24 protein-coding genes are annotated in these 25,846 nt (G+C 59.1%); 9 read left to right on the top strand and 15 right to left on the bottom strand.

Annotated elements, in window-relative coordinates; genetic code table 11:
• Positions 1–167: 167 nt before the first annotated feature.
• On the top strand, positions 168–635 hold the full coding sequence (locus CH92_RS03930; RefSeq protein ID WP_025240472.1) for an Lrp/AsnC family transcriptional regulator: 468 nt from the start codon (positions 168–170) through the stop codon (positions 633–635).
• A 178-nt stretch (positions 636–813) separates the two neighbouring features.
• Here the strand turns inward: CH92_RS03930 and phnN are convergent, their stop codons facing one another.
• The 6 genes from phnN to thiO all read right to left on the bottom strand — a co-directional run bounded on the left by phnN (position 814) and on the right by thiO (position 6,938).
• Positions 814–1,374, bottom strand: coding sequence for a phosphonate metabolism protein/1,5-bisphosphokinase (PRPP-forming) PhnN (phnN, locus tag CH92_RS03925; RefSeq protein WP_025240471.1), 561 nt, complete (start codon positions 1,372–1,374; stop codon positions 814–816).
• 55 nt (positions 1,375–1,429) lie between these two features.
• The gene (locus tag CH92_RS03920; RefSeq protein WP_025240470.1) at positions 1,430–1,861 is read right to left on the bottom strand and encodes a DUF192 domain-containing protein; all 432 of its coding nucleotides are present in this window, start codon (positions 1,859–1,861) and stop codon (positions 1,430–1,432) included.
• 83 nt (positions 1,862–1,944) lie between these two features.
• Complete coding sequence (locus CH92_RS03915) at positions 1,945–2,721, bottom strand: DNA-formamidopyrimidine glycosylase family protein (RefSeq protein ID WP_025240469.1); 777 nt, start codon at positions 2,719–2,721, stop codon at positions 1,945–1,947.
• A gap of 267 nt (positions 2,722–2,988) precedes the next feature.
• The gene (speA, locus tag CH92_RS03910) at positions 2,989–4,902 is read right to left on the bottom strand and encodes an arginine decarboxylase (protein WP_025240468.1); all 1,914 of its coding nucleotides are present in this window, start codon (positions 4,900–4,902) and stop codon (positions 2,989–2,991) included.
• A gap of 118 nt (positions 4,903–5,020) precedes the next feature.
• Positions 5,021–5,392: a translation initiation factor Sui1 gene (locus tag CH92_RS03905; protein WP_025240467.1), complete on the bottom strand. Its 372-nt coding sequence runs from the start codon at positions 5,390–5,392 to the stop codon at positions 5,021–5,023.
• Between the two features lie 451 nt (positions 5,393–5,843).
• A complete protein-coding gene (thiO, locus tag CH92_RS03900; RefSeq protein WP_025240466.1) occupies positions 5,844–6,938 on the bottom strand; it encodes a glycine oxidase ThiO in 1,095 nt (364 codons plus the stop codon).
• A gap of 154 nt (positions 6,939–7,092) precedes the next feature.
• Between thiO and CH92_RS03895 the strand changes: the two genes are divergently transcribed.
• The 7 genes from CH92_RS03895 (at position 7,093) to CH92_RS03865 (ending at position 14,483) form a co-directional block, all read left to right on the top strand.
• Positions 7,093–7,593, top strand: a complete 501-nt coding sequence (locus tag CH92_RS03895) for a GspH/FimT family pseudopilin (RefSeq protein WP_025240465.1) — start codon at positions 7,093–7,095, stop codon at positions 7,591–7,593.
• Between the two features lie 169 nt (positions 7,594–7,762).
• Complete coding sequence (locus CH92_RS03890) at positions 7,763–8,260, top strand: GspH/FimT family pseudopilin (RefSeq protein WP_025240464.1); 498 nt, start codon at positions 7,763–7,765, stop codon at positions 8,258–8,260.
• 8 nt (positions 8,261–8,268) lie between these two features.
• On the top strand, positions 8,269–8,826 hold the full coding sequence (pilV, locus tag CH92_RS03885; protein WP_025240463.1) for a type IV pilus modification protein PilV: 558 nt from the start codon (positions 8,269–8,271) through the stop codon (positions 8,824–8,826).
• On the top strand, positions 8,823–9,686 hold the full coding sequence (locus CH92_RS03880) for a prepilin-type N-terminal cleavage/methylation domain-containing protein (protein WP_025240462.1): 864 nt from the start codon (positions 8,823–8,825) through the stop codon (positions 9,684–9,686). Before pilV ends, CH92_RS03880 begins: the two co-directional genes overlap by 4 nt.
• On the top strand, positions 9,683–10,300 hold the full coding sequence (locus CH92_RS03875) for a PilX N-terminal domain-containing pilus assembly protein (protein WP_025240461.1): 618 nt from the start codon (positions 9,683–9,685) through the stop codon (positions 10,298–10,300). The genes CH92_RS03880 and CH92_RS03875 overlap by 4 nt, the downstream gene beginning before the upstream one ends.
• An 11-nt stretch (positions 10,301–10,311) precedes the next feature.
• A complete protein-coding gene (locus tag CH92_RS03870; protein ID WP_025240460.1) occupies positions 10,312–14,016 on the top strand; it encodes a pilus assembly protein in 3,705 nt (1,234 codons plus the stop codon).
• A 41-nt stretch (positions 14,017–14,057) separates the two neighbouring features.
• Positions 14,058–14,483: a type IV pilin protein gene (locus CH92_RS03865; RefSeq protein WP_025240459.1), complete on the top strand. Its 426-nt coding sequence runs from the start codon at positions 14,058–14,060 to the stop codon at positions 14,481–14,483.
• 161 nt (positions 14,484–14,644) lie between these two features.
• Here the strand turns inward: CH92_RS03865 and ispH are convergent, their stop codons facing one another.
• The 6 genes from ispH to murJ all read right to left on the bottom strand — a co-directional run bounded on the left by ispH (position 14,645) and on the right by murJ (position 22,298).
• Positions 14,645–15,589 carry a 4-hydroxy-3-methylbut-2-enyl diphosphate reductase gene (gene ispH, locus CH92_RS03860; protein WP_025240458.1) on the bottom strand — a complete coding sequence of 315 codons (945 nt, stop codon included), beginning with the start codon at positions 15,587–15,589 and terminating at the stop codon, positions 14,645–14,647.
• A gap of 170 nt (positions 15,590–15,759) precedes the next feature.
• On the bottom strand, positions 15,760–16,197 hold the full coding sequence (gene fkpB / locus CH92_RS03855) for an FKBP-type peptidyl-prolyl cis-trans isomerase (RefSeq protein ID WP_025240457.1): 438 nt from the start codon (positions 16,195–16,197) through the stop codon (positions 15,760–15,762).
• A complete protein-coding gene (lspA, locus tag CH92_RS03850) occupies positions 16,190–16,693 on the bottom strand; it encodes a signal peptidase II (RefSeq protein WP_025240456.1) in 504 nt (167 codons plus the stop codon). Before lspA ends, fkpB begins: the two co-directional genes overlap by 8 nt.
• Before the next feature lie 189 nt (positions 16,694–16,882).
• Positions 16,883–19,714: an isoleucine--tRNA ligase gene (gene ileS / locus CH92_RS03845; RefSeq protein WP_025240455.1), complete on the bottom strand. Its 2,832-nt coding sequence runs from the start codon at positions 19,712–19,714 to the stop codon at positions 16,883–16,885.
• 1 nt (position 19,715) lies between these two features.
• Entirely contained in the window at positions 19,716–20,666 is a 951-nt protein-coding gene (gene ribF / locus CH92_RS03840; protein ID WP_025240454.1) for a bifunctional riboflavin kinase/FAD synthetase, read from the bottom strand.
• 84 nt (positions 20,667–20,750) lie between these two features.
• Positions 20,751–22,298 carry a murein biosynthesis integral membrane protein MurJ gene (gene murJ, locus CH92_RS03835; RefSeq protein WP_025240453.1) on the bottom strand — a complete coding sequence of 516 codons (1,548 nt, stop codon included), beginning with the start codon at positions 22,296–22,298 and terminating at the stop codon, positions 20,751–20,753.
• 216 nt (positions 22,299–22,514) lie between these two features.
• Here murJ and rpsT point away from each other — a divergent pair, with 216 nt between their 5' ends.
• Positions 22,515–22,790, top strand: coding sequence for a 30S ribosomal protein S20 (gene rpsT, locus CH92_RS03830; RefSeq protein ID WP_025240452.1), 276 nt, complete (start codon positions 22,515–22,517; stop codon positions 22,788–22,790).
• 97 nt (positions 22,791–22,887) lie between these two features.
• On the opposite strand, the gene CH92_RS03825 is transcribed toward rpsT, so the two are convergent.
• The 3 genes from CH92_RS03825 to cgtA all read right to left on the bottom strand — a co-directional run bounded on the left by CH92_RS03825 (position 22,888) and on the right by cgtA (position 25,790).
• Positions 22,888–23,346, bottom strand: a complete 459-nt coding sequence (locus CH92_RS03825) for a CreA family protein (RefSeq protein WP_025240451.1) — start codon at positions 23,344–23,346, stop codon at positions 22,888–22,890.
• 8 nt (positions 23,347–23,354) lie between these two features.
• Positions 23,355–24,473 (bottom strand): glutamate 5-kinase, encoded by a 1,119-nt coding sequence (gene proB / locus CH92_RS03820; protein ID WP_025240450.1) that lies wholly within the window; start codon positions 24,471–24,473, stop codon positions 23,355–23,357.
• Positions 24,474–24,572: 99 nt separating this feature from the next.
• Complete coding sequence (cgtA, locus tag CH92_RS03815) at positions 24,573–25,790, bottom strand: Obg family GTPase CgtA (protein WP_025240449.1); 1,218 nt, start codon at positions 25,788–25,790, stop codon at positions 24,573–24,575.
• Positions 25,791–25,846: the final 56 nt, after the last annotated feature.

Raw genomic sequence — 25,846 nt, 5'->3', positions numbered from 1 at the left:
CCGCACGGAAAGCTTTCCCACGCCAGCGACCGGCAGGGGATAACCCCACCGTTGCGCGTTGGTAAAGAGTTTGGCCGTGACGGCTAGCGATTTTCTTTCTACTTTTGCGGTAGAAGCGCAATCGCGTGCATGATCCATCCACTAACAACAACAAAAAGAGCACAACCATGCAGACCCTGCTGAGCAGCATCGATCGCAAGATTCTCCTGCTGCTGCAACATAACGCTGACCTCTCCGCTGCCGAGATCGCGGAAAAGGTCGAACTGTCGCAATCACCCTGCTGGCGCCGCATCAACCGCATGCAGGAAGAAGGGTTGATCGAGCGCAAGGTCGCCCTGCTCAACCCGAAGAAGCTCGGGCTGAACATGACGGTGTTCGTCAACATCAAGCTCTCTGCCCACGGCCGCAGCAACCTCGATGAATTCGAGCGTGCGGTGGTCGGTTATCCCGAAGTGCTGGAGTGCCACACCATGGCCGGCGAGTCGGATTATCTGCTCAAGGTGGTGGCCAAGGACATCGACAGTTACGAACGCTTTTTGCGCGACCAGCTGCTGCAACGGCCGCATGTACAGGAGGCGCATTCACACATCGCGATGAGTGAGGTGAAAAGGACGACAGAGCTGCCACTGGACTAGCGTGGCGAAGGTCGGCCTGAGGCGCGCACCGGTCATCCAGTGCAGAGGTACAGTCCCATGCCGCGCCGCGGTGACGTCTCGCACGACACGCTCGAAAAATCAGTACGCGAGGATGAGGTAGAAATGGGCAACGATGCCGGCATTCATCAGCACGTGAGGAGCGTTGTCGCTGGAGCTGTCAGTCGTACGCATGGTTTTGGTCGATCAACTGGAGCAAGCGCTGCAGGGTCTGCTCGAGTGGGCCGGAGTTATCCAGCAGCTGCGTCCCGCCTTGCTCCGCCGTTGATTGAAATAGCTCGTTGCGGGCCAGCCGTGCCTCTATTTCCTCGAGCGACTCACGCCCGCGTGCCAGCAAACGCTCACGCAGAATCGGCAGCGCCACTGTAAGCAGCACCGGTTGCAGCTGCGGATAACGTTGACGCGCTTCGGCCAGATAGCCTCTCGAACCGTTGATCAAGACATGCTCGCCTGCCGCCAGCCAATCATCGATCTTCCGGGATATTCCGTAGTGCAGGCCGTTTGCGTGCCAAGCCAATGCGAAGGCACCGCTACCGCGCAACTGCTCGAACTCTGACTCGCTAACCGCTATGGCATCCTCCCCCACGGCTTCGGCAGAGCGGGTAATGACGCGCCGGGCGACCCGGCAACCGCGCGCCCGCAGCGGCTCGCGAGCGGCCTGCAGCAGACTGTCCTTGCCGGCGCCGGAAGGGCCTATCAGGTAGATCAATCGTCCCGTCATACCAACACCCTTCTGCCTCGATACCAGACCGATCGGCTCAGCGAACGGCTGTCTGTCAATCGACCTCGGGAATGCCCTTTACGTGGTCATTAGTCCCGAGTCGGTGCTGACGATACCACCCCTGGTTTACCTCCAACGCATAGCGCGCGGGTTCTTGCGAACAGCGGATCGCCTTGTCCAGCGGTTCCAGGTCGATGATATCGACGATGCGCCCCTGCTCGTCCATGAAGGCAGCGGAAAGCGGCAGCGGCGTGTCTTTCATCCAGAGGCAGTGACGGCGCACGTCATCGAAGCGAAACAGCATGCCGCGATCAGCTGGCAGTTCGGTGCGCTCCATCAGCCCGCGAGCTCGTTCGTCCGGCGAGCGCGCGTACTCCGCCTGCAAGCTCGCCTCGCCGACCCGCAAATCGAGCAACGACTCGGAGGCGGAAACCGGTGGAATCCAGACGACTGCGGCAGCAGCCAGCAACAAGGAAGCGATACGCATGAAGGAATATCTCGGTATGGGAAAAGCCGGGGCAGCCCCTACGGCGGAGCGTGGATCATAATCAAAGGGTACGCCACCTCGCGCTACTGCTCTGTTTCCGGCGCCTCGACCGACACCTGATCACTGTCGCCGTAGCGCTTCTGACAACGCTCGCAGAAGAAGCTGCGGCGCTTGCTGCGGCCGAGAGACTTGGCTTTGACGAACGGGATCCTGCAGCGCGGACAGGTGGTCTTGGTATGTGCCAGCCAGTTCGCCTTGAGCTTGCCCTCGCGCTTCCACTGCAAGAAATCGAAGCTGTAATTACGCACCTCACGCGCCAACTCACGCAGCTTGGCCGCAGGTAATTCGCCGATCAGTGACAGCGGATGGATGCGCGTCCGGAACAACACTTCGTTCTTGATGATATTGCCGGAGCCGGAAAACAGCGTCTGATCCAGCAGCGCGTCGCAGGCCAGCAGCCGCGGCCTGGCGCGCAGCTTCTTCAGCGCGGCGCGATTATCCCAGGCGTCGCTCATGACATCCGCGCTCCACTCGTAGGCCTCTTCCAACGGACCTTCGATGAATTGCACCGAGCAGCCGTAGAAATTCAGCTCGCCGTTGGCAAAGCCCAGGCTCAGGCGCGGCGTGGAATCCTTGCGCTCGTTTATCCGGTAACTGCCGAACAGGAGCAGGTGAATGCGCAGCGACACATCGTCCAGCTCGATCAGGAAGTGCTTGCCCCAGCTGCGAAACGATCGCACCGACTGACCGATCAATCGTGCTATGTCGAGCTTGGCACTGCCCTCCGCGCGGTCGATGATCTTGCCTTCAAATTCGGCGACTTCTTCTCGAAGAATGACAATGGACGGGCCTTCTGGCATGGCGATATCGCTTCGGCTGGGCGTTACCGATATCGACTGGGGACGGGCGCGAAGGTGCGGCTGGAGCGACCAGGGGCGGGCTCGACAATCAGTAAGATCAACGCGGGGTCTGCCCGACCGGAAGGCACGATGGACCCCGCGCTCCTGCAAGACGCCCCGCAGCAGGACGCTCGCGTATCCAGCGAGCAGAGCGTTGGCACCTCCCGCACGTGCGGGAACGATCATTGCGGCTGGAAACGCCATCCGCTTGCTGGCGAAGCCGCCCGATCAGGGCGTGAGATATGAAGAGCGAGTCAGGCCCAGCCGCAACGCGTCGATGTATTGGGTGCGTTCTTTGGCGCTGAGCCGCGCACTGGACACCTTATCGCGGTAGTAGGTCATCAGCTCCTCGGGTGACAGGTGCACGTAGCGCAACATGTCTTCGATGGTGTCGTGCGTTTCGATGCCGGCGTGATAGAAGCTGCCGTCCTCACGTTGGTAGACGTTCACCGAATCGGTATCGCCGAACAGGTTATGCATGTCGCCAAGGATCTCCTGGTAGGCGCCCACCAGGAACACGCCGAGGAAATACTCCTCCCCCGCCTGAATCTCGTGCACAGGCATGCTGTTCTCGATGCTCTGCTCGTCGACGTAGTGCTTGATCTTGCCGTCGGAGTCGCAGGTCAGATCCTGCAGCACGGCGCGACGCACCGGCTCTTCGGTCAGGCGCTGCAGCGGCACGATCGGCAGGATCTGGTCGATCGCCCAGGTATCCGGCAGGCTCTGGAACACCGAGAAATTGCAGATGTATTTGTCCGCGAGCTTGTCGTTGAGTTCGTCGAGCACCGCGCGATGCGAGCGCTGGCGCGCCTTGAGCTGGTTGTACAGGCGCCGGCAGATGGCGAAATAGCTTTGTTCGGCCAGCGCTTTCTGCGCCAGCGACAGCTTGCCCGATGCGTATTGCGCGGCGGCCTCGCTCATATAGTGGGTGGCGCGCCAATAGGTTTCGGTAACCATCTCCGGGTCCGTCGGGCCGAGCAGATCGGCCAGCGCCTGGACGATTTCGGGCAACTCGTCGTAATTCTCGATGGTCGGCGCCTCGTCGTTGTGGCGCTCGAAATCGGTGACCTGCATCACCAGCACCGCATGGTGCGCAGTCATGGCTCGGCCGCTCTCGGAGAAAATGTGCGGGTGCGGCAGCTCCTGGCGATCGCAGAACTCCTTGAGCATGCCCACCACGGTGCCGGCGTACTCATCGATGTCGTAGTTGATCGAACTGGCATTGCGCGAATGCGTGCCGTCGTAGTCAACACCCAGTCCACCGCCCACATCGATGTGATCAACCGGCAAACCGAGCGCGCGCAATTCGGCGTAATAACGGATGGCTTCACGAAAGCCGTCGCGGTAGTCAGCCAGATTGGCGATCTGCGACCCCATGTGGAAGTGCAGCAGCCGCACGCCCTGCTCCACTCCGGCCGCGCGGAAGCGCTCGATGACCGTGAGCAGCTGCGCGGCAGACAGGCCGAACTTGGATTTCTCGCCACCAGTGTCGGCCCACTTGCTCGACGCCAAGGAAGACAGCCGTACACGTAGTCCAACCTGCGGAAGGATCTTCAGCTCCGCGGCTTCTTCGATGACCATGCCCACTTCGGACATTTTCTCGATGACGATGAAAACGTTATGCCCGAGCTTCTGCCCCATCAGTGCCAGGCGGATGAATTCACGATCCTTATAGCCGTTGCAGACGATGGTGCCGCCCTTCGGCGCCAGTGCCAGCACCGCCATCAGTTCAGGCTTGGAGCCGGCCTCCAGGCCAATGGCGACGTTCTTCGTGGCGATGATGTTTTCCACCACCGCTTCCTGTTGATTGACCTTGATCGGGTACAGCGCGGTGTACTTGCTCTGGTACTCGAGGCGCTCGATGTTGGCGTCGAACGCGCCGGTCAGGTGACGCACACGGTCCTGCAGGATGTCTGGGAAGCGCACCAACAAAGGCAGGGTCAGCCCCGCGTCGCGCAATTGCTCGATCAGCCCTGTGAACTCGATGGCCTCGCCAGCAGGCCCCTGAGGGCGCACCTCGACATGGCCGCCGTCGCTGATCGAAAAGTAGCCGGCGCCCCAGTGACGAATGCCGTAGACGCTACGGCTGTCCGCTGCGGTCCATTGGCTGCCGTCGTCTTTACGTGTGCGTCGTACGGGCATCTAAGCCTCCTGAAAATGAATTGTCTGCCGAGCCTAGAACACGACAGAAAGGCTATCGCGCTTGGACAGCCGGTACGCCAAGAAGTAAGCGAAAAATGTGATGGGGTAAGTACTGACCTCAACCGCCGGATTTTTTTGCCTTGAATCCACGCTTGGTCAGTTCATCCAGAAGAAGCTGAACATGATCGCCCTGAATTTCGATGATCCCATCCTTGAGCGCACCGCCCGTCCCGCAACGACGCTTGAGCGCACTGGCCAGCTCCTTGAGTTCAGCTTCGGCAAGCGGTACGCCAGCGATGGTGGTCACGGTCTTACCGCCACGGCCCTTGCTTTCCCGGCGGACCCGAGCGATGCCGTCACCTTCCGGAATGAACGACTGCTTGCAGATACAGGCGTCCAGCGGCTGGCTGCAATCGGGGCAGTGCCGCCCTGCATCGGTGGAAAACACCAGTCCACCAAGGCCGGACAACGAGGTGGTTTTCTTGGCCACACGAACCTCTTGAGCAAAGAAATCGGCGCGGCTATTCCGAGCGCCACAAAGCCGAGCAATTTAACAGCAAAACCGGCTCACTCGAAGCGCTGAACCGTCATTGCCGCGAACAGGCTGAAAAGCCTCGCCCCGAGGCGGGCCTCCTACAAGGGCAACGCGTGGATACCGAGCCCTGTGAAAAAACACGAACTGTGGCAAATAATGTGGACTCACTCCACACCGAAGCGCTGGGTTCAGCTCACTGACGAGCCAGAAGCCTCGCCCACCGCTGGCCAAAGTCCATACCGATACCTTGTGAGAGGCGCGACCCGCGGCGAAAACTGACCCGCGGCCGGCAAGGGAGTCGGCTCGAACACTACCGCTCGTTAAACCATCCCGCCTTAACAACAAAACCCCACTAAACCGCGGGACTCGCTATCATTCCGAAGCGCTTATCAAATCCGGGCAAACATCAGAGCCGACCGACCGGGGCGTACGGTTCGGGATCGATGCAGGGCGGCCGACCCAGCATCAGATCCGTGAGCAACTGGCAGGACGCCGGAGCCAGCACCAGACCGTTACGAAAGTGTCCGCAGTTGAGCCAGAGGCCGTCGTGACCCAGTACTGGCCCAATATACGGAATGCCCTCGGGTGAAGCCGGACGCAACCCGGCCCAGTGCTTGATTACGGTCGCATCAGCCAGCGCCGGTAGCAGTTCGATAGCGCTGGCCCTGAGGCTTTCAAGCGCATCTTCGGTCGGCGTCTTGTCAAAGCCTGCGTCTTCAAGCGTGCTGCCCACCAGGATATGGCCGTCTCGCCGAGGAATCGCATAGCGCCGCTTGGCCAGCACCATGCTCGGCAGAAAGTCTTCGGCGCACTTGAACAGAATCATCTGTCCCTTCATCGGTTTGACCGGCAGCTCAAGCCCCAGGGTCGCCAGCAAGTTGCCGCTCCAAGCGCCCGCGGCGACAACTACACGCTCGGCTCGCATCTCGCCCTGTGCGGTCTGCACGCCTACGACTCGCGCACCTTCGCGAACGAAGCCGGTCACCGGGCAGTGCTCGATCACCCTTACGCTCAGCATCCTGGCGAGCGCTTCCCGCAGGGCGCGCAAAAGCTGCGGGTTGCGCACGTTGGCGACTCCCGGCATGAATATCGCCCGAGAAAATCCTTCGCCAAGCTCGGGTACTGCGGCGTGCACTTGCTCCAGCGGAACTCGTCCCAGAGCGCGCCCCTGACGCTCAGCCCAGGCCAACGCCTCGTCTTCATCCTCCAAATCCAGCCAGTAGAGTCCGGTCTCGTACACCTCGGGATCGATCTCGGTCTGCTCGAGCAGCCGTCCCCCCAGCTGCGGATAGAACGCCTGCGACCAATGCGCCAGCGCCGTCACCGCCGGGCTGTAGCGCCACGGGTAAAGCGGAGAAACGATACCGCCGCCAGCCCAGGAGGCTTCGGTGCCCGTCTCACCTGATTCGAGCAAAACGACTTCCTGGCCTGCGCTCGCCAGTAGGTAGGCCGAAAGCAGCCCGATGACGCCCCCGCCGACGATGATCAATCTTTGTTCCAAGCTCTCCTCCGACACGCTGGTTCACATTTTTAGCTTCCGATCCTTGGACTGGCTGCCGTGTTGGTCTAAAAGCTCTCTTCGCCGACTCGGGTCGGTCGAAGCTAGACGGGGTCGCCAGGAAGGCGGCACATGATACGTGCAAAGGAACCGCACCATGTCGAACAGAGAACAAGGCTTCACGCTCATCGAATTACTGATCACCCTAGTGCTACTAGCTATCGCCGCGAACATTGCCTTGCCGGCCTTCGATGGTCTGATCGCCCGCAGTCGTCAGCAAACGCTCATGGAGCAGGTTGAATCCATCCTGAATAATGCCCGCGCCGAGGCGGTCCTGCGGCGCCGCACAATTGAGATATGCGGCAGCAGCAATGGCCAAACCTGCTCGGCCAATTGGGTCAGCGGCTGGCTCGTTCGCACATCAGATAATCAAATACTACAGCTCACCCAACTCCCCACCCATGACGACCTGCGCTGGAGCGGTTTCCAGCAGAGCATCCGCTATCGTGACAACGGCTCCAGCCCTACCGGCAATGGACGTTTCTACCAGTGCCACAAACAACAAGTGGCTTGGCAATTGATCCTCAACCGTCAAGGGCGGCTGCGCCACGGCACCCCAGCCGAGAACAGCGGCAGCGCAGACCTGTGCAGTTCCTAGACCCGCGTCTCAAGTGGTGGTGCGAACCTTGGTGTGGATCACACCGTCCGCCGCGGGCAAAACGGATAATCCGACCGTTCATCCCTGCAAACATGCCAACCATCCTTACCTCCGGGACAAGGCACAAGCACGTTTGCATCATCCGCTCACGTTTTCCATGGAGCACACCATGTCACGCCGAACCGACATGCACGGATTTACTCTGGTCGAGCTGATGATCACCTTGGTGCTTTTGAGCATATTCGCGGCCATCGCCGTCCCCAACTTCAGCATGCTAATCCGCAACAACCAACTGCAAAGTAAGGCAGATGAATTGGTTGCCTTTCTGCAGCACGCACGAGGGCAAGCAGTCGTCAACCACGCCGCTTATGAAATTCAGACAAAGAACAACGCACCCTGGGAAATCCGCGAAACTGGCGGCGATGATGTCGAGCGCATCATGGAGCACAACCCCGAACAGGTGGAAATCCTCAGCACAGCCCTGCACGACGACAAACTGCTCTATCGCCCCAACGGCACCGCTACGGCAGCTAAATTCACTCTCTGTCGCGATGACGACCCTAGCACCGGTTATCTGCTCGAAGTACAGCCCAGCGGCGGCACCCTTCTCTATCCACGCGGCAAGCAAGACGCCACTGGCACCAACCTCGCCAGTTGCACCCCATGAGGAACGCGATGACGACCAACAAAGGCTTCAGCCTGATCGAAGTGCTTGTGGCATTGCTGCTGACCACCATCGGAGTACTCGGCATGGTGGCCTTACAAGGACGCAGCATCCAGTACACCCAAGATTCCGTGCAGCGCAACACTGCAGTTATGTTGGCAGGCGACCTGATCGAGATCATGCGAACCAACCCCAATGAGCTCTTTGACATGGTGCCCCCGCGCTTCCCGGTGAACAGCGGAATGAAAACCAGCTCTTTGTTCTTCAAGGATGAAGGCGAAGACTTCACAGAGCGCGCCGCCTGCGTGGCGAGCCCGACCCAGATCGCCGCAACGGCGCAGGAACTACGCGATTGTTGGGCTGACAGAGTCGAGGCTTTACTGCCTGGTGGTGCGGATCTGTTCGACAGCCACGTATATATCTGCCGCAGTTCTGCTCCCGGTGACTGCGATAACCAGGGTTCGATGATTGAAGTCCGCCTGGCCTGGCAAGTTCGAGAAGGCGCCTGTCTGGATGCAAGCGACTCGGACGCTACCGTTTGTACTTACACCCTTCGGATAGAGCCATGAACAACATGAAACGCCAATTTGGCCTATCGATGATTGAGCTATTGATTGCGCTCGCCATCAGCAGCTTTTTGATGCTCGGGATTACCCAGGTCTATATCGACAACAAGCGCAATTACGTCTTTCAACAGAACCAAGCCGGCAATTTAGAGAACAGCCGCTTCGCTGCGCTGATGATCGGCGAGTACCTAGGCAAGGCGGGCTATCGGCGGAACCCATCGATGTTGCTGGAAACGATCTTTCCCGAGCAGCCAGCCGCAGGCGGATGCCTAGCCTTCGACACAGGTCATGCCATTACCGGGCTTAATCCCAATGATCCCGACGGTGGCGGCACCGGCTTCTGCGTTCGTTATCAGCCGCAGGCCAGCGGAGAGCTGGACTGCCAGGGCGCCGCCAGCTCCGTCGAATATGACGAAGCCTTTCCCTCGGATCCCCCTGATGAGAACGAGCTGACAGTGCTGGCGCTCAAGTACGAACCCAGCACTGGTGGCGAGCTGCAGAATGGCCGGCTGCTGTGCAAAAACCTAAATGCCACCAGCCCACAATATGGCGAACTGCTTCGCGGAATCGCCGATGTTCGCTTGGATTTCGGTGTAGGCAACACAGATGTACTGAACAAGGAAGTCACCACTTTTATTCCTCAGGCGGACTGGATCCCATCCAGCGGTGCGATCCGCAGCGTGCGATATGCCTTGTTGCTCGCCAGCCGCACGGGTCAGCGCGACAGCGATGATTCCAAGGTCTTCTCTGACTGGTTGAACGAGGCCTCGGCCGAGGCCAAAGCCAGACTACAGGAGGCAGACAGCAAGCGTATCTATCAGATTGCAGGTAGCAGCCAGACCCTCAGGAATCTCATGCCATGACCCCACCCTTTCGTAAAACCCAAAAGGGAGCGGTATTGCTCGTTTCCCTCGTCATGCTGCTGGTGCTGACTCTTCTGGCGGTTAGCAGCATGCGCGGCGTTACCCTCGAATCACGTATTACCGCAAGCCGCGCTCACGACATGCAACTCAAGAGCGTTGCCGACGCTGCGTTACGCGAAGCTGAGTTCCGCTTTTACGGCCCGGGAAATCTGGTCGAAAAGCTCGAAGCCCAGGCAGACAATTGCGCCGTATCGAACACACTGAAAACCACCGGCCTCAACAAGCCCTGCCTGCTCGCGATCAAAACCGACCATCTGCTGGCCTTCGTCGATCAGCCCGAGTCGATCGACGGAGATTTTCTCGAAGCATCCTCCAATATTTGGATGCCCTATCGCGGTACCGATCCGACAGCTGAAACCGAAGCTAACACTCAATACGATGCGGCTTGGCACAGCATCCTGGCAGTGGAAACCGGAAACGCGGCAGTCAACGCTGAGTACGGCATGGTCGCGGAAGGCCAAGGTACCTATTTCTACCTCAACAATGGCAAAGCTGCCGATGCCCTGTATTTGCAGTCGACACACGCCAATATCTACCTTGGCCTTAACAATTGAGAGCCGCCAATATGCTTCGTTTTCGCATCCATTCTCGCGTCAAGATGCTGTCATATGCGGCCTTGGGCGTAGTTTTGCTCAATTCCGCCAACGCCTATGCGACCGTATCACAGAGCCCCCTTAGCCTGACGGTTGGCGTACCTCCTAATATGCTACTGACGCTCGACGACTCGGGCAGCATGCGCTGGGCCTTCGCTCCGGATAATAAGAATGGATACTCGGCAACACGTCGCGCCAAGTCGAGCACATTTAACCCGATTTATTACAACCCTGAAGCAAATTACAGGGCGCCGATCACCTTCGATGCGTCAGGCGAAGAGAATCAGCTTTCTACTAGTTTTACCTCAGCGCTGGTCAATGGTTACAACAGCGCTCGCGGCAATCTAGATCTGTCCGATGATTACAAAGTATCTTGGACATATGTGCTGGAAGAGAACTTGCCCACCAGCTATGGCTATAGCAGCACGAGCAATCGACTGGCGGAAAACCCATCCAGCGACTTTTCATGCTCCGTCACTAATCTTAGCAATCGACAGGAAAAAACCTGCGAAACCGACGCCGGTGAAATCATAACTATCCGCCGGAATAACTCGGGGAGAGGCTGTACAGCGAGCACCGATGGCTGGGCGGACGGAGACTGTACGTACAGCAATAATACTGGTCGCTATACCGGTAGCTGGACCCGTAGTGGAGTACCGGCTTACTACTACGTCTACAACTCAGCCAAAGACGCGAACTGCAAACTTGACGAGGACGATTGCTACACTCTCAAGTTCGTCGACAACGACGAACAGCAAAACTTCGCGAATTGGTATTCCTTCTATCGCAATCGCGCCCTAGCTACCGTCTCCGCTGCAGCTCTTGCCTTCTATGATCTTTCTCCTGCCATACGCCTTAGTTGGCAGGGTCTGGGGCGGTGCACCAAATTCGACGGTACCGACAGCAACTGCAGGGATAATGCCTTCAAGGCTTACTCTCCCGAACATAAAGGTCAGCTGTACGCTTGGCTACAAAATATTAATTTCAACCAGAGCACCTATTTGCCAGCGGCCATGAAGCGCGCGGGCGAGTTCTTCACAACCACAACTCCGTGGCAGAAGAACCCTAACGGCACCGATAACACGACGCAGAATACCTACGCTTGCCGCGCCAGCTACCACATCATGATGACCGACGGCCTATGGAACGAATCGGTCAGCGCACCTGGCAGCTTTCGTCATGACGCTGCCAAATTCAACTTACCCGATGGCCAACGCAGCTACACCAGCCAGACGCCGTATCATGACAGCCAGAGCAACACGCTAGCCGACTTGGCCATGCACTATTGGGCCACCGACCTGAACCCGAACCTCGATGATGAATTGCCACCTTTCCTCCCATTCAAAAGCGGTGATTCCACAACCGATTATTGGGACCCACGCAACGATCCAGCCACCTGGCAACATATGACCAATTTCATGATGGGTCTGGGCCTCACCGAAGCCATGGATCGCTCCGACATTCCTTGGGAGGGGAGCACACATAGAGGATTCGGTTACGAGTCACTGGTAGCCGGCACCGCCACTTGGCCTGCAGCTAGTTCCGATGGAGGCAACAACAACGTCTATGATCTCTGGCATGCCGCGATTAACTCGCGCGGCGAATTTTTCAGCGTTGACAGCCCAGAAACCATGGTCCAGGCCTTCGATGACATTCTTTCGCGCATTGCCGATCGCAAGGCCACCGCAGCCCGACCAGCCATCAATTCCGGTCAGATCAGTGCGGACGAAAATAACAACGGCACGGTCAAGACCGTTTCGTACCAGACGTCCTACGCCAGTGACGACAACTGGTCCGGAGATGTCAAACGCTTCGAGAAGGCCTGGGATTCCGAAAGCGGCACGTTTGAAACCAGAGAGATATGGAGCGCCAAAAGCCAAGTGCCAGGCTGGCAAACCCGCACGATCAAAATTGCCGGCGACACCAACAGCGGATTGGTGGATTTCAGCTGGGACAATGCAGGCGCATCCAATACCACCGGCACGCTGGCCAAGCTGCTCAGCCGCGACCCGGAAAACGGTAACTCTGCCGATGCCCTAGGCGAGCAGCGCTTACAGTATTTGCGAGGCAATCGCAACGGCGAAGGAACGACCTTCCGCCAACGCAGCGGACTGCTGGGCGATTTCTATTCGTCCAGCCCAGCCGTCGTATCCGGCCCACGCTACTTGATCAATTTCACTAACAAACTCGAAGGTAATAACGCCTACTCAACTTTCGCCGAAGACATTGCCGGGCGCCCTTCGCGTCTTTATGTCGGCGGCAACGACGGCATGCTTCATGGGTTCAACGCCCAGACCGGCGTCGAGGAGTTCGCGTTCATCCCCAGTGCCGTCTTTCCTAAATTGAACAAGTTGACCGGCTCCAACTATAGCCATGAGTTCTACGTCGAAGGCACCCCAGTTGTGGCTGACGTATTCAACGGTACCGAATGGCGCACCATTCTGGTCGGCACACTTAAAGCCGGCGGTAGGTCGATATTTGCCCTAGATATCACCAGCCCAGGTAGCGAGAAGCTGCTTTGGGAATTCGACGACAACAGCCTGCCCGACGACGCCGAAGTCAAAATGGGCTACAGCTTCTCGCAACCCACCGTTGCCCGTCTGCACACCGGGGAATGGACCGTGGTGTTCGGCAATGGTTATGAGAGCGCCAATAACACTAATGGCAAGGCGGCGCTATTTATCGTCGACGCAATGGAAGGCACCCTGCTCAAGAGCTTGGAGGTGGAAGGCCTGGACGGGACAGCCAACGGCCTGTCCACTCCAAAACTTGGCGACTACAACGCCGATGGCGTTGCCGACTACGCCTACGCTGGCGACCTGCAGGGCAATGTTTGGCGTTTCGATCTGCTACGCAATGGACGCAGCGACAGCGCGCCCTTCACCACCGAAGACGACGGCGAAAATGTCATCAATGACTTCGAGGTAGCCTTTGGCGGCGAACCGCTATTTAGTGCGGTGGATGATGACGGCGACATTCGCCAACCTATTACTTCCGCTCCCAGCCTGGTCCGCCACCCGACAGGGTTTGGCTACTTAGTCGTTTTCGGCACCGGTAAATTCTTTGAAACCGGCGACAAGGCAGGCGACAAGAATTTCGCGCAAACCGTCTACGGTATCTGGGACAAGCAGACTCTGGGCGAGGAGGCCAGCGATCCAAACATCAACCGCAGCAGTCTACAAGAACAAGAGATCGTAACCCAGACGACCGTCGAAGCTGATGGTTCGACTCGCCAAGGCCGCGTGGTTAGTGATAACTCCGTGCGCTGGAATTCAGGCCCGGAGGGCTCGCCAGCCGCCCAGAATGGCTGGTATCTAAACCTGAAGCAAAGCGACGGTGAAATGGTGGTTGAAAACATGTCGCAACTGGGTCGCACAGTGTTCTTCCAGTCGCTAGTGCCTAACGACGACCCCTGCGGCGATGGCGCCACCAACTGGACCTACGCCATCAACCCGTTCACCGGCGGCAGAACATTTCACCAAGCGTTCGACTACAAGCCCACCACAGATATGGACGAGCCTATCTCCGCGATCCGCCAGGACGGCGAAGGGGGTGGCACTCTGTCGCAAGACTCCGACAGCTCATATCAATATTGCACGGGCCAGGAATGCCTAAACATCTACCCGGACCCCGCCAGCCTAGGCCGCCAGACCTGGCGTCGTGTCGAAGAGGAATGACGAATGAAAGCTGGAAATTCGCAGTACCAAAGGTGCCGACCATGAAGCGCGACCAGAGCGGTTTTACCTTGATTGAGATCATGATTGTTGTGGCGATCATCGGAATTCTTGCGGCGATTGCCTATCCTTCCTATCAAGAGTACGTGCTCCGCGGCAATCGCACAGAAGGCCAAGCGCTGCTTAGTGAGGCCGCGGCACGACAAGAGCGCTACTTCGCCCAGAACAATAGATACATTACAGATGCAGCTGATGTTGCCAAGCTTAACCTGCGTTCATCAACAAGCAGCGGTGTAACGTCCGATACTGGCAAGTACACCCTGACTGTTGGGGCTGAAGACGGAGACGGCGGTTATACTCTAAGCGCCGACCAGCAATTCAGCGACACCGCGTGTGGAAATCTGACGTTGAATGCGGTCGGAATTAAGGGCAATACCGGCTCCAGAGCATGGTCGGAATGCTGGCGGTAGCCTAAAACTAGGGATAGCGGAGGGAGGCCAAATTCCGGCCTCCGCTCTGTCAGATTATTCCTAAAGCGCTATCGCGAGGCCCCAGTTCGGTAGCTGGGGTTGGGCACGACCGGGGATTCGTTGCAGACGCTATCTGGTACATCGCAATCTATAGGCAACAGCTATAGAGCCTTCAACCGCAACTCCTTCGGCATCGAAAACGTCACGTTCTCCGGGCGGCCATCCAGCTCATCCATCCCCGTCGCGCCCCAGTCCTTCAGCCGCTCGATTACTCCCCGCACCAGCACCTCGGGGGCGGAGGCTCCAGCAGTAATGCCGATGCGCTCAATGTTCTCAAACCATTCGCGCTTGAGGTCTTCAGCTCCATCGATCAGATACGCTGGGGTATCCATGCGCTCAGCCAGTTCGCGCAGGCGGTTGGAATTGGAGCTGTTGGGGCTGCCGACCACCAGTACCACATCGCACTCCCCGGCCAACTGCTTGACCGCGTCCTGACGATTCTGGGTGGCGTAGCAGATGTCGTCCTTGCGCGGGCCGCCGATGCTGGGGAAGCGAGTACGTAGCGCGTCGATCACCCGGCTGGTGTCGTCCATGGACAGCGTGGTCTGTGTGACGAACGCTAGGGCCTCGGGGTTGCGCACCTGCAACTCAGCCACGTCTTTTTCATCTTCGACAAGGTAGATCGAGCCGCCGTTGGCGGTGTCGTACTGGCCCATGGTGCCTTCGACTTCGGGATGGCCTGCATGCCCGATGAGGATGCACTCACGCCCTTCACGGCTGTATTTGGTCACTTCAAGATGAACCTTGGTCACCAAAGGGCAGGTGGCGTCGAACACCTTGAGGCCGCGCCTTTCCCCTTCCATCCGCACGGCTTGGGACACGCCGTGGGCGCTGAAGATAACGATGAAGCCGTCTGGCACTTGATCCAGCTCATCGACGAATATTGCACCCCGCTCGCGCAGGTCTTCGACTACGAACTTGTTGTGCACGACTTCGTGACGCACATAGATGGGCGGCCCGAACACTTCCAGGGCACGGTTGACGATTTCGATGGCGCGGTCGACACCGGCACAAAAGCCGCGCGGATTGGCGAGTTTGATTTGCATGGCGGTATCTCAATGTGCGCGCGGCACGCGTGATGGATGGGCAGATTATGACCCGTAGGGTGGATGGCGCTTTTACATCCACCATTGCGGCCTGCGGTGGATCGGTGAAGCGTGATCCACCCTACGATCTGGCGCCTACAAAAAAGCAGCTATCTACGTGAGCAGGTTGCTCAGACCGGCTTGACCTCGAATATCTCGACGTCGAAGGTCAGCGCCTTGCCTGCCAGCGGATGATTAAAGTCCACGGTTACCTGGCGATCATCGAAGTTTTTGACGACCCCCGGCAACTCAGTCTTGGCGGCGTCGTTGAAGATCACCAGCAACCCTTCGGACAACTCCATACCTTCAAACTGATTACGCGGCATGACTTGCACATTTTGCTGGTTATGTTGCCCGAACCCCTGCTCCGGCGCGATCTGGAAGGTGCGCTTGTCTCCCGCCTTGAGCCCGAACAACTGCTGCTCAAAACCTGGAAGCAGATTGCCGTCGCCCACTTTGAACGTCGCCGGTTGCTTATCGAAGGTCGTGTCGACCTGCTCGCCGTTTTCCAGACTGAGCGCGAAGTGCAGAGTGACCTGCGTGTCCGGCCCGATGCGTTGTTCACTCATTTGCCGTTTCTCCCGTTTTACTGCTACGGAACATGTCCAGCGCCAGCATCACGGCGCCGATCGTAATGGCGCTGTCGGCAATGTTGAATGCCGGGAAGTACCAGCGGTTCTGCCAATGCACCAGAATGAAGTCCACGACATGGCCCAGCACCATACGATCATAGAGATTACCGAGCGCACCTCCCAGAACCAGCGCAAGCGCAACGGCTAGCCAGGTTTCACCGGGCTTCAGACGCTTCATCCAGACCACCAGCACGGCACTGACGCCGATGGCGATCAGCGCAAATAGCCAGCGTTGCCATCCGGAATGATCGGCAAGAAAGCTGAAGGCTGCGCCCGTGTTATAGGCGAGGGTCCAGGCGAAGTAGTCGGGGATCACCTCGACCTTCTGATAGAGGCTGAAGTTGGCCTCGAAATAGTGCTTGGTCGCCTGATCGAACGCGATGATCAACACACTGAGCCAGAGCCAGGATAGTTTGCCGAACCGCGCGGTCATGCTGCGTTCCTCGAAAGACGGAAGCAGGCTGTGCCTGCCCCATGGTTTCGGGGGCGCCATAGGGTGGGCCTGGTGGCGCTCCGCGTTAGCCCACAAAAAACAGGCCCGTGATGCCAACGGTGGGCTGAAGCCCACCCTACGAGTACGGGCCGATCATGCGAAGACGCGGGCGGGTTCGGGCACTGCCGGTCACGCATAGTGGCGAACCTCGCCAGCGCCTTCGATGTTCTCAACGCAGCGACCACAGATTTCCGGATGCGCTGCATGAGTCCCGACGTCGGGCAGATGATGCCAGCACCGGCCGCATTTGACGTAGCCGGTCTTGCTGATCCTCAGTTTCAGACCGGAGAGCTCGCTTTGCACGGCATCGGCCGGCGCAGCAGCGAGAGGCGCGACCGTAACCGCGGAGGTGATCAGCACGAAGCGCAGCTCGCTGCCCAGCTCGGTGAGATCAGCCACGAGCTCATCTTCCGCGTAGAGCACCACCTCGGCCTGCAGGTTGCCACCGATCGTCTTGGCGGCGCGCTGGGTTTCCAGTTCTTTGTTCACAGCAGCCTTGACCGACATGACCTTGGCCCAGAATTCGCGTCCCAGCTCTACATCAGCAGGCAGTTCGGCCAGGCCCTGATACCAGGTATTGAGCATCACCGATTCGTTGCGCTCGCCCGGAAGGTACTGCCAGATCTCATCAGCGGTGAACGAGAGGATCGGCGCGATCCAGCGCACCAGCGCCTCGGCGATGTGGTACAGCGCCGTCTGGCAGGAGCGTCGGGGCAGGCTGTCAGCGCCGGTGGTGTACTGACGGTCCTTGATGATGTCGAGGTAGAAACCGCCCAGCTCCTGCACGCAGAAGTTGTGCACTTTCTGGTAGACGTTCCAGAACTTGTAGGTGCCGTAGGCCTCCTCGATTTCCCGCTGCAACAGCAAAGCGCGGTCGATGGCCCAGCGGTCGAGCGCGATCAGCTGATCAGCCGGAACCTGATGCTGCGCAGGGTCGAAACCGTCGAGGTTGGAAAGCAGGAAGCGCGCGGTATTGCGGATACGGCGATAGGAGTCTGCGCTGCGCTGCAAGATCACTTTGGATACAGCCATTTCGCCGGAGTAGTCGGTGGATGCGACCCACAGGCGCAGGATATCGGCGCCCAGGGTATCCGTAACTTCCTGCGGCGCGACAACGTTGCCCAGTGACTTAGACATTTTGCGGCCGTTCTCATCGACCACGAAACCATGCGTTAGCAGCCCCTTGTAAGGCGCATGGCCGTCGATGGCCGAACCGGTCAGAAGCGATGAATGGAACCAGCCACGGTGCTGATCGGAGCCTTCCAGATACAGATCAGCACGTGGACCGTGGTCATGACCCATCGGGTGCGAGCCGCGCATCACGTGCCAATGCGTGGTGCCGGAATCGAACCAGACGTCCAGGGTGTCGCTGATCTTCTCGTACTGCCCCGCTTCGTCACCCAGTAGTTCGACGGCGTCCAGCTTCGACCAGGCCTCGATGCCGCCCTGCTCGATACGTTGCGCCACAGCTTCCATCAGCTCGACGGTGCGCGGGTGCAGCTCGCCGCTTTCCTTGTGCAGGAAGAACGGGATCGGCACGCCCCAGGTACGCTGACGTGAGATGCACCAGTCCGGACGCCCGGCGATCATGCCGTGCAGTCGCGCCTGGCCCCAGGCAGGGACGAACTCGGTCTGCTCGATGGCATCCAGCGCGCGCCGGCGCAGCGAGCTGCCGTCGTGTGCCACCTTGTCCATGCCGACGAACCACTGCGCTGTAGCGCGGTAGATCAGCGGCGTCTTGTGCCGCCAGCAGTGCATGTAGCTGTGCTGGATCGACTCGTGCTTGAGCAGCGCGCCGACCTCGCGCAATTTCTCAACGATTGCCGGGTTGGCCTTCCAGATGAACTGACCGCCAAAGAACGGCAGGTCCGAGACGTAGACGCCATGGCTCTGCACCGGGCTGAGAATGTCGTCGTTCTCCATGCCGTAATGCTTGCAGGAACGGAAGTCGTCTTCACCGTAAGCGGGGGCCGAATGGACGATGCCTGTACCTGCACCGGTCTCCACGTAGTCGGCCAGATAGACCGGCGCGAAACGCTCGTAGAACGGGTGGCGGAAGCGGATGAGTTCCAGCGCCTTGCCCTCGCAGCGAGCAATGATCTCGCCCTGCAGCTCGTATCGCTGAAGGGACGATTCGACCAGCTCTTCGGCCAGCACCAGCAGCTTGTCGCCGGTGTCGACCAACGCATAGACGAAGTCAGGGTGTACGTTGAGCGCCTGGTTAGCCGGAATGGTCCAGGGCGTGGTGGTCCAGATGACAATGCTGGCCGGTTTGGCCAGTGCACCCACGCCAAACGCAGCCGCTAGCTTGTCGGCATCCTCGACCTGAAAAGCAACGTCGATGGCATCGGACTTCTTATCCTGATATTCGACTTCCGCCTCGGCCAACGCCGAGCCGCAATCGAAGCACCAATTTACTGGTTTCAAACCCTTGAAGACGAAGCCGCCTTCGACCATTTTTGCCAGCGCACGGACTTCGCCGGCCTCGTTGGCGAAATCCATGGTGCGGTACGGGTTGTCCCACTCACCGAGCACGCCGAGACGGATGAAGTCGGACTTCTGCCCCTCGATCTGCTCACCGGCATAGGCCCGGCAGCGCTCGCGGGTCAGGTCGGCCGGCTGGTTCTTGCCATAGGTGATTTCGACCTTGTGCTCAATCGGCAGGCCATGGCAATCCCAACCCGGCACGTAGGGCGCGTCGAACCCGGCCAGGGTCTTGGAGCGAACAATGAAATCCTTGATGACTTTGTTCACCGCATGACCGATGTGAATGCTGCCGTTGGCGTATGGCGGGCCGTCATGCAGAACGAACTTCGGGCGACCCTCGCCGATTTGCCGCAGCTTTCCGTACAGATCAATGCTGTTCCAGCGCTGCAGGATCTCCGGCTCGCGCTGTGGCAGACCGGCCTTCATCGGAAATGCCGTGGACGGCAGATTGAGGGTCGCTTTGTAATCGGTCATTTCAGTCCTGACTCGTGGTAAAGGGTGAAGCCCGCCAGTATTCGCGAGCCGCGGCGATATCGGCTTCGATCGCCGTCTTAAGCGCCTCCAGCGAGGCGAAGCGCTGCTCATCACGCAGCTTGTGGTGAAAAATCACGCGCAGCAGACGACCATAGAGGTCGCCTTGATAATTGAGCAAGTGCACTTCCAGATGGGGCTGGCCGTCGCTTTTGACTGACGGGCGAGTGCCAATATTGGCCACTGCCGGCTGCATCACGCCGTCGACTTCTGTGCTCACCATGAACACGCCGCTAAGGGGTGTGCTCTTGCGCTTGAGCTGGATGTTAGCCGTCGGCGCACCAAGCTGACGCCCCAGCGCTTGCCCATGCATAACCCGCCCGGTGATGCTGAACGGCCGACCGAGCAGCTTCTGCGCCAGTACCAGATTGCCATCTGCGAGCACCTGACGCAGCCGCGTGCTGCTGACACGCTCATCGTCTACTTCAATGGTGGTCGCGGCCTCAACCGAGAACGCTTCCGCGGCGCCAGCTTTCAGCAGAAAGTTGAAATCTCCCGCTCGGTCGCAACCGAAACGGAAGTCATCGCCCACCTCCAGGTGCCGGACGCCAAGGCCCTCGACCAGCGTCGCGTGAACGAACTCAGCGGCACTCAATTCGCGTAAACGGCGATTGAAAGCCAGACAAAGCACCAGATCGACGCCATATTCATCCAGCAACTGGAGCTTTTCACGCAGCCGGGTCAGCCGCGCGGGCGCCTTGTCTGGAGCAAAGTATTCCCGCGGCTGTGGCTCGAAGATCACCACGCAGCTGGGCAACCCGAGCTCAGCGGCCCGCTCGCGCAGACGCGCCAGGATGGCTTGGTGCCCCCGGTGAACTCCGTCGAAATTGCCGATGGTGGCGACACAGCCCCGATGCCGGGGCCGCAGGTTATGTAGACCTCGAACCAGCTGCATACCGCACTTCTTGCTTGAAAAGTCGTCGATTATACGCATGAGCCGGCGGCCCCGGACAGGTTTGCGGTGTATGCGAACTGCTGATCAATGACGCAGATGGCGCGGCCGTAAACCGAGCAGCACCAGCCCGGCCGCGAATGCGCCCAGTCCAGCCGCCACCAGTAGCCCCAGCTGTAATGCGCGCTGCTGCCAACTCCAGGCGAACCACTCGACCGACGGCGCGTTGAGCCACCAAACCGTTGCCACCATGGCGGCGCAACCGCCGGCCAAACGCAGCAGGAACAGCCCCCAGCCCGGCGCCAGCTGGAACACGCCGACCCGGTAAAGCCCCCAGAACAGCAGACCGGCGTTGAGCATCGATGACAGCGAGGTCGCCAGCGCCAGCCCGACATGCTTGAGCGGCCAGATGAGTATCAGATTCATCACCATGTTGGCGATCATGCAGATGATTGCGACCCGTACTGGCGTCTTCAAATCCTGCCGGGCAAAGAAGCCCGGCGCCAGCACCTTGATCAGCATGAAGGCCAGCACACCCAGCGAATAGGCTTCGAGCGCACTGGCCGACTGCACCACCGCCTCCTCGCTCATCGCGCCGTAAAAGAACAGGCTGGCAATCAGCGGCTCAGCCAGAATGCCCAAGGCCAGCGCTGCAGGCACCCCGACCAGCAGCACCATCCGTAGCGCCCAGTTGAGCGTATTGGAAAAGGCCTTGGGGTCATCGCCGGCATGCTGACGCGACAGACTTGGAAGAATCACTGTACCAATGGCGATGCCGAACGCCCCGAGCGGTAATTCCGAAAGCCGATCCGCATAGTAGAGCCACGAGACACTACCAGTCTGGAGAAACGAAGCGAGCACCGTATCGAGCAGGAGATTGATCTGACTGACCGACACGCCGAATAGGGCGGGAACCATCAGCAGCATGATCCGTCGCACGCCCTCGTCACCGAATTTAACCCTCGGCCGCGGCAGCAACCCCAGCTTGGCAACATAGGGAAGCTGGAAGGCCAACTGAGCGAAGCCAGCGATGAACACGCCCCAGGCCAGGGCCATGATCGGCTGATCGAAATAGGCCGTAAGAAAAATCGCCGATGTGATCATGCAGACATTCAGCAGGACCGGCGTGAAGCCCGGCACCGCGAAGTGGCCATAGGTATTCAGTACGCCGGAGGTGAAAGCCGTCAGTGAAATCAACAGCAGATACGGGAAGGTGATGCGCAGCAACTCGCCAGCCAGCTGCATTTTTGCAGGCTCATCATGAAAGCCCGGTGCAAACAACATCACTACATAAGGTGAAGCCAACACTCCAATGGCGGTGATGCCCGTCAGAATCAACCCAAGCATGCCGGCCGTGCGGTCGACAAGCAGTTTTACCTCGATCAATGTTCGCTTGGTTCGATACTCCGACAGCACCGGCACGAACGCCTGGGCGAAGGCACCTTCGGCAAACAGGCGGCGCAGAAAGTTAGGGATTTTGAAGGCAATGAAAAAGGCGTCAGCCGACGCGCCGGAGCCGAAGTAGCTCGCCACCACCATATCGCGTACCATTCCCAGCACGCGGGACAGCAGCGTCATGACGCTGACCACCGCGCTGGAGCGCAACAATCCGCCTTTACCGGATGTCTCGGACATTTGTTTTCCTAGAAGTTGCTGCAGAGGTTCCGGTCAGGCACTGGCCAACGGAATCGGCGGGCAGTTACGACAGATAAAGAGGCCGCGAGTTTAGCGGCAGCCCATCTGTCCGGCCAGCATCATCAATCTACAAGCAGGCTTGACAAGCCCGCGCCGCTTCGGCATGATTCGCGGCCTTATTTGCTTTGTAATCCCACGTTTTCGAGGAGTTCGACGGTGGCCAACAGCCCTTCCGCCAAAAAACGCGCAATTCAGGCTGAGAAGCGTCGCAGCCACAACGCCAGCTTGCGCTCCATGGTTCGTACCTACATCAAGAATGTGGTCAAAGCCATCGACGCAAAAGATCTGGATAAAGCTCGTACTGCTTACACCGCAGCCGTGCCTGTAATCGACCGCATGGCCGACAAAGGCATCATCCACAAGAACAAAGCCGCTCGTCACAAGAGCCGCCTGAACGGCCATATCAAGGCCCTCGGTGCTGTTGCTGCCTGAGCTGCACGTTCTTGAAAAAACCGGCCTTGGGCCGGTTTTTTTATGCCTGCAATTTGCCGATGCGAATGACAAGTTCAATGAGCACAGCCGCCGCCGACTACGGCTGCGCCCATGGCAGGACTGGAATAGCCGTCACTGCATTCTGCGGACTGCCTTCGATCACGCGGTCGCTATACACCAGATAGACGAGGGTATTGCGCGCCTCATCGAAAAAGCGCACCACCTGCATGGTCTTGAAAACCAGAGACGTACGCTCTTTGAAGACAACCTCACCATCTTTGAGCTTGTCACTCATACGTATAGGCCCGACCTGGCGGCAGGCAATCGATGCCTCGGCCCGGTCTTCCGCCAGACCGAGCCCACCCTTGATCCCGCCAGTCTTGGCCCTCGACAGATAACAGGTCACGCCCTCGACTTTAGGATCATCGAACGCCTCCACCACAATCTTGTGGTTCGGCCCGAGCCACTTGAAGACGGTGTCGACCTCGCCCACTTCACGCGCCATGCCAATTGTCGGGCAGGCCAGCAGCACCATCAGCGCTTGCGCCAATCGCATCGAATACCTCATACAAGAATCATGTTGTCGCGATGAATGAGTTCGGGCTCGTCGACGTAGCCGAGGAGCTTTTCGATTTCATCGGACGATCGCCCAAGGATCCGCTGAGTTTCAGCAACGCTGTAATTGACCAGACCGCGCGCTACCTCCTGCCCCTCCGGCCCGACGCAAACCACCATCTCGCCACGCCGAAAACCGCCTTGGGCCGCCTTGACGCCAACAGGCAGCAAGCTGCGATTGCCCTGCTTCAACGCATGCACCGCGCCCGCATCCAATGTGACCGAGCCTCGTGTCTGCAGGTGTCCGGCGAGCCACTGCTTGCGCGCGGCGTGCCGACTGCGCTCAGGCGCCAACAAGGTACCCAACTGCTCACCCGCTTTCAAACGAGCCAGAACCTGCTCGATGCGCCCACCAATGATTACCGTATGCGCCCCGGAGCGCGCTGCCAGACGCGCCGCACGCAGCTTGGTCTGCATGCCGCCACGACCCAGCGCACCACCTGTCGCGCCCGCAACGGCATCCAGCGCAGGATCGTCAGCACGCGCCTCGCTGATTAGATTGGCGCTGGGATTGTTACGAGGATCCGCATCGAACATGCCATCGCGATCAGTAAGGATCACCAGCAAGTCGGCTTCAACCAGGTTCGCCACCAGCGCCGCAAGGGTATCGTTGTCACCGAATCGGATCTCATCGGTGACAACGGTGTCGTTTTCATTGATAACCGGCACGACGCCCAGATCGACCAACGTGCGCAGCGTGCTTCGCGCATTGAGATAACGCTTGCGGTCAGACAGGTCGTCATGGGTCACCAGAATCTGTGCGGTCTGCTGATCGCAGCGACCAAAGCTGGCTTCCCAAGCACGGATAAGCCCCATCTGACCCACCGCAGCGGCGGCTTGCAGCTCATGAACAGCCTTCGGTCGAACCACCCAGCCGAGGCGACTCATACCTGCGGCAACCGCACCGGAGGACACCAACACCAGCTCGACTCCGGCCTGCCGCAGCGCCACCATCTGATCGACCCAAACCGCCATGGCGGCCTGATCAAGGCCGCGCCCATCAGCCGTCAATAAGGCGCTGCCAATCTTTATCACCCAGCGCCGCGCGCCGCTCACCTTGTCCCGCATCGATCCCGCCTTCTATCCAATATCCGGCCAAACCATTCGTGAGCTGCAAGAGACAGCCCGACGACCAACCTATTGATGCGCAACTACACGAAGCAAAGCTCAGCGCACGTAGAAGATTTCCGCACCACCCTCATCATCGTCGTCATCATCGAAGTCGTCATCATCCGCATCGGCTGCAGCCTTGACGCCAGCACGCCGCAAAGCGCGCTGATCATCAAGCTCCTGCAGACGCGCGCGCGCTTCGTCCTCGATCTGCTGATCCAACTCAGCAAGCGCTTCGGCGTAGGCAGGCTCTTCGGCAATGCGCACCGTGCGCTCATCCAGATAACGCATAATGGCCTGGCTCAGCGCCTCGGTGCCCTCGCTTTCCAGCGCAGAGATAACGAACACCGGCCCAGTCCACTCAAGACGCTCGACTACTTGACGAACCCGCTCCTCGCGATCCTCCTCAAGCAACTGATCTGCCTTGTTCAGCACCAGCCAGCGATCACGCTGAGCCAGCGCGGGGCTGAATTTCTCCAGCTCGTTCAGAATGATTTCGGCCGCATCGGCAGGGTCGCTCTCGTCGAGCGGCGCCATGTCGACCAGATGCAGCAACAGACGCGTACGCGCCAGGTGCTTGAGAAAGCGAATCCCCAGACCCGCACCCTCGGACGCACCCTCGATCAAACCCGGAATATCGGCGATTACAAAGCTCTTGTAACGGCCGACACTGACCACACCCAGGTTCGGTACCAGCGTCGTGAACGGATAATCGGCGACCTTCGGCTTGGCCGCAGAGACCGAGCGAATAAAGGTGCTCTTGCCAGCATTCGGCAACCCCAGCAGACCGACGTCAGCCAGCACCTTCAGCTCCAACTTCAAATCACGCGCATCACCTGGCTTGCCTGGTGTCGTCTGCCGTGGCGCGCGATTGGTGCTCGACTTGAAGCGGGTATTACCCAGGCCATGCCAGCCGCCCTGGGCAACCAGCAGCCGCTGCCCCGCCTTGGTCAGGTCACCAATGACATCCTGAGTAGCGGCGTCGATCACCGTGGTACCGACCGGTACCGGCAGGATCAGATCCTCACCCTTGGCACCAGTACACTCGGTACTGCCACCCTTCTGGCCATTCGGCGCATTGAAGCGGCGGGTATAGCGGTAATCGACGAGCGTATTGAGGTTCTCGTCAGCTTCCAGATAAACAGAGCCGCCATCACCACCATCGCCGCCGTTAGGGCCGCCTTTTTCGATGAACTTCTCACGACGGAAGCTCATCATGCCGTTACCGCCGTCGCCGGCCTTTACAAAAATCGATACTTCATCGACGAATTTCATGGGAACGCCTCCCGCCGCAAGGACGGGCTAGAAAACAGGAATATAAGGGTCTTGCG

The sequence above is a fragment of the Stutzerimonas stutzeri genome (assembly GCF_000590475.1).
Lineage (GTDB): Bacteria > Pseudomonadota > Gammaproteobacteria > Pseudomonadales > Pseudomonadaceae > Stutzerimonas > Stutzerimonas stutzeri_D.
Note: the sequence above shows the minus strand (reverse complement) of the source record. Positions and strands in the feature narration are given on the sequence as shown.

Excerpts from the sequence above, each read along its gene's own strand:
- ispH (WP_025240458.1), bottom strand. The coding sequence starts at position 15,589 with ATGCAAATCAAACTCGCCAATCCGCGCGGCTTTTGTGCCGGTGTCGAC.
- CH92_RS03880 (WP_025240462.1), top strand. The coding sequence starts at position 8,823 with ATGAACAACATGAAACGCCAATTTGGCCTATCGATGATTGAGCTATTG.
- CH92_RS03870 (WP_025240460.1), top strand. The coding sequence starts at position 10,312 with ATGCTTCGTTTTCGCATCCATTCTCGCGTCAAGATGCTGTCATATGCG.
- CH92_RS03930 (WP_025240472.1), top strand. The coding sequence starts at position 168 with ATGCAGACCCTGCTGAGCAGCATCGATCGCAAGATTCTCCTGCTGCTG.
- speA (WP_025240468.1), bottom strand. The coding sequence starts at position 4,902 with ATGCCCGTACGACGCACACGTAAAGACGACGGCAGCCAATGGACCGCA.
- lspA (WP_025240456.1), bottom strand. The coding sequence starts at position 16,693 with ATGACCGCGCGGTTCGGCAAACTATCCTGGCTCTGGCTCAGTGTGTTG.
- phnN (WP_025240471.1), bottom strand. The coding sequence starts at position 1,374 with ATGACGGGACGATTGATCTACCTGATAGGCCCTTCCGGCGCCGGCAAG.
- pilV (WP_025240463.1), top strand. The coding sequence starts at position 8,269 with ATGACGACCAACAAAGGCTTCAGCCTGATCGAAGTGCTTGTGGCATTG.
- fkpB (WP_025240457.1), bottom strand. The coding sequence starts at position 16,197 with ATGAGTGAACAACGCATCGGGCCGGACACGCAGGTCACTCTGCACTTC.
- CH92_RS03825 (WP_025240451.1), bottom strand. The coding sequence starts at position 23,346 with ATGCGATTGGCGCAAGCGCTGATGGTGCTGCTGGCCTGCCCGACAATT.
- murJ (WP_025240453.1), bottom strand. The coding sequence starts at position 22,298 with ATGTCCGAGACATCCGGTAAAGGCGGATTGTTGCGCTCCAGCGCGGTG.
- CH92_RS03915 (WP_025240469.1), bottom strand. The coding sequence starts at position 2,721 with ATGCCAGAAGGCCCGTCCATTGTCATTCTTCGAGAAGAAGTCGCCGAA.
- CH92_RS03895 (WP_025240465.1), top strand. The coding sequence starts at position 7,093 with ATGTCGAACAGAGAACAAGGCTTCACGCTCATCGAATTACTGATCACC.
- ribF (WP_025240454.1), bottom strand. The coding sequence starts at position 20,666 with ATGCAGCTGGTTCGAGGTCTACATAACCTGCGGCCCCGGCATCGGGGC.
- CH92_RS03890 (WP_025240464.1), top strand. The coding sequence starts at position 7,763 with ATGTCACGCCGAACCGACATGCACGGATTTACTCTGGTCGAGCTGATG.
- ileS (WP_025240455.1), bottom strand. The coding sequence starts at position 19,714 with ATGACCGATTACAAAGCGACCCTCAATCTGCCGTCCACGGCATTTCCG.
- cgtA (WP_025240449.1), bottom strand. The coding sequence starts at position 25,790 with ATGAAATTCGTCGATGAAGTATCGATTTTTGTAAAGGCCGGCGACGGC.
- CH92_RS03865 (WP_025240459.1), top strand. The coding sequence starts at position 14,058 with ATGAAGCGCGACCAGAGCGGTTTTACCTTGATTGAGATCATGATTGTT.
- CH92_RS03920 (WP_025240470.1), bottom strand. The coding sequence starts at position 1,861 with ATGCGTATCGCTTCCTTGTTGCTGGCTGCTGCCGCAGTCGTCTGGATT.
- proB (WP_025240450.1), bottom strand. The coding sequence starts at position 24,473 with ATGCGGGACAAGGTGAGCGGCGCGCGGCGCTGGGTGATAAAGATTGGC.
- CH92_RS03875 (WP_025240461.1), top strand. The coding sequence starts at position 9,683 with ATGACCCCACCCTTTCGTAAAACCCAAAAGGGAGCGGTATTGCTCGTT.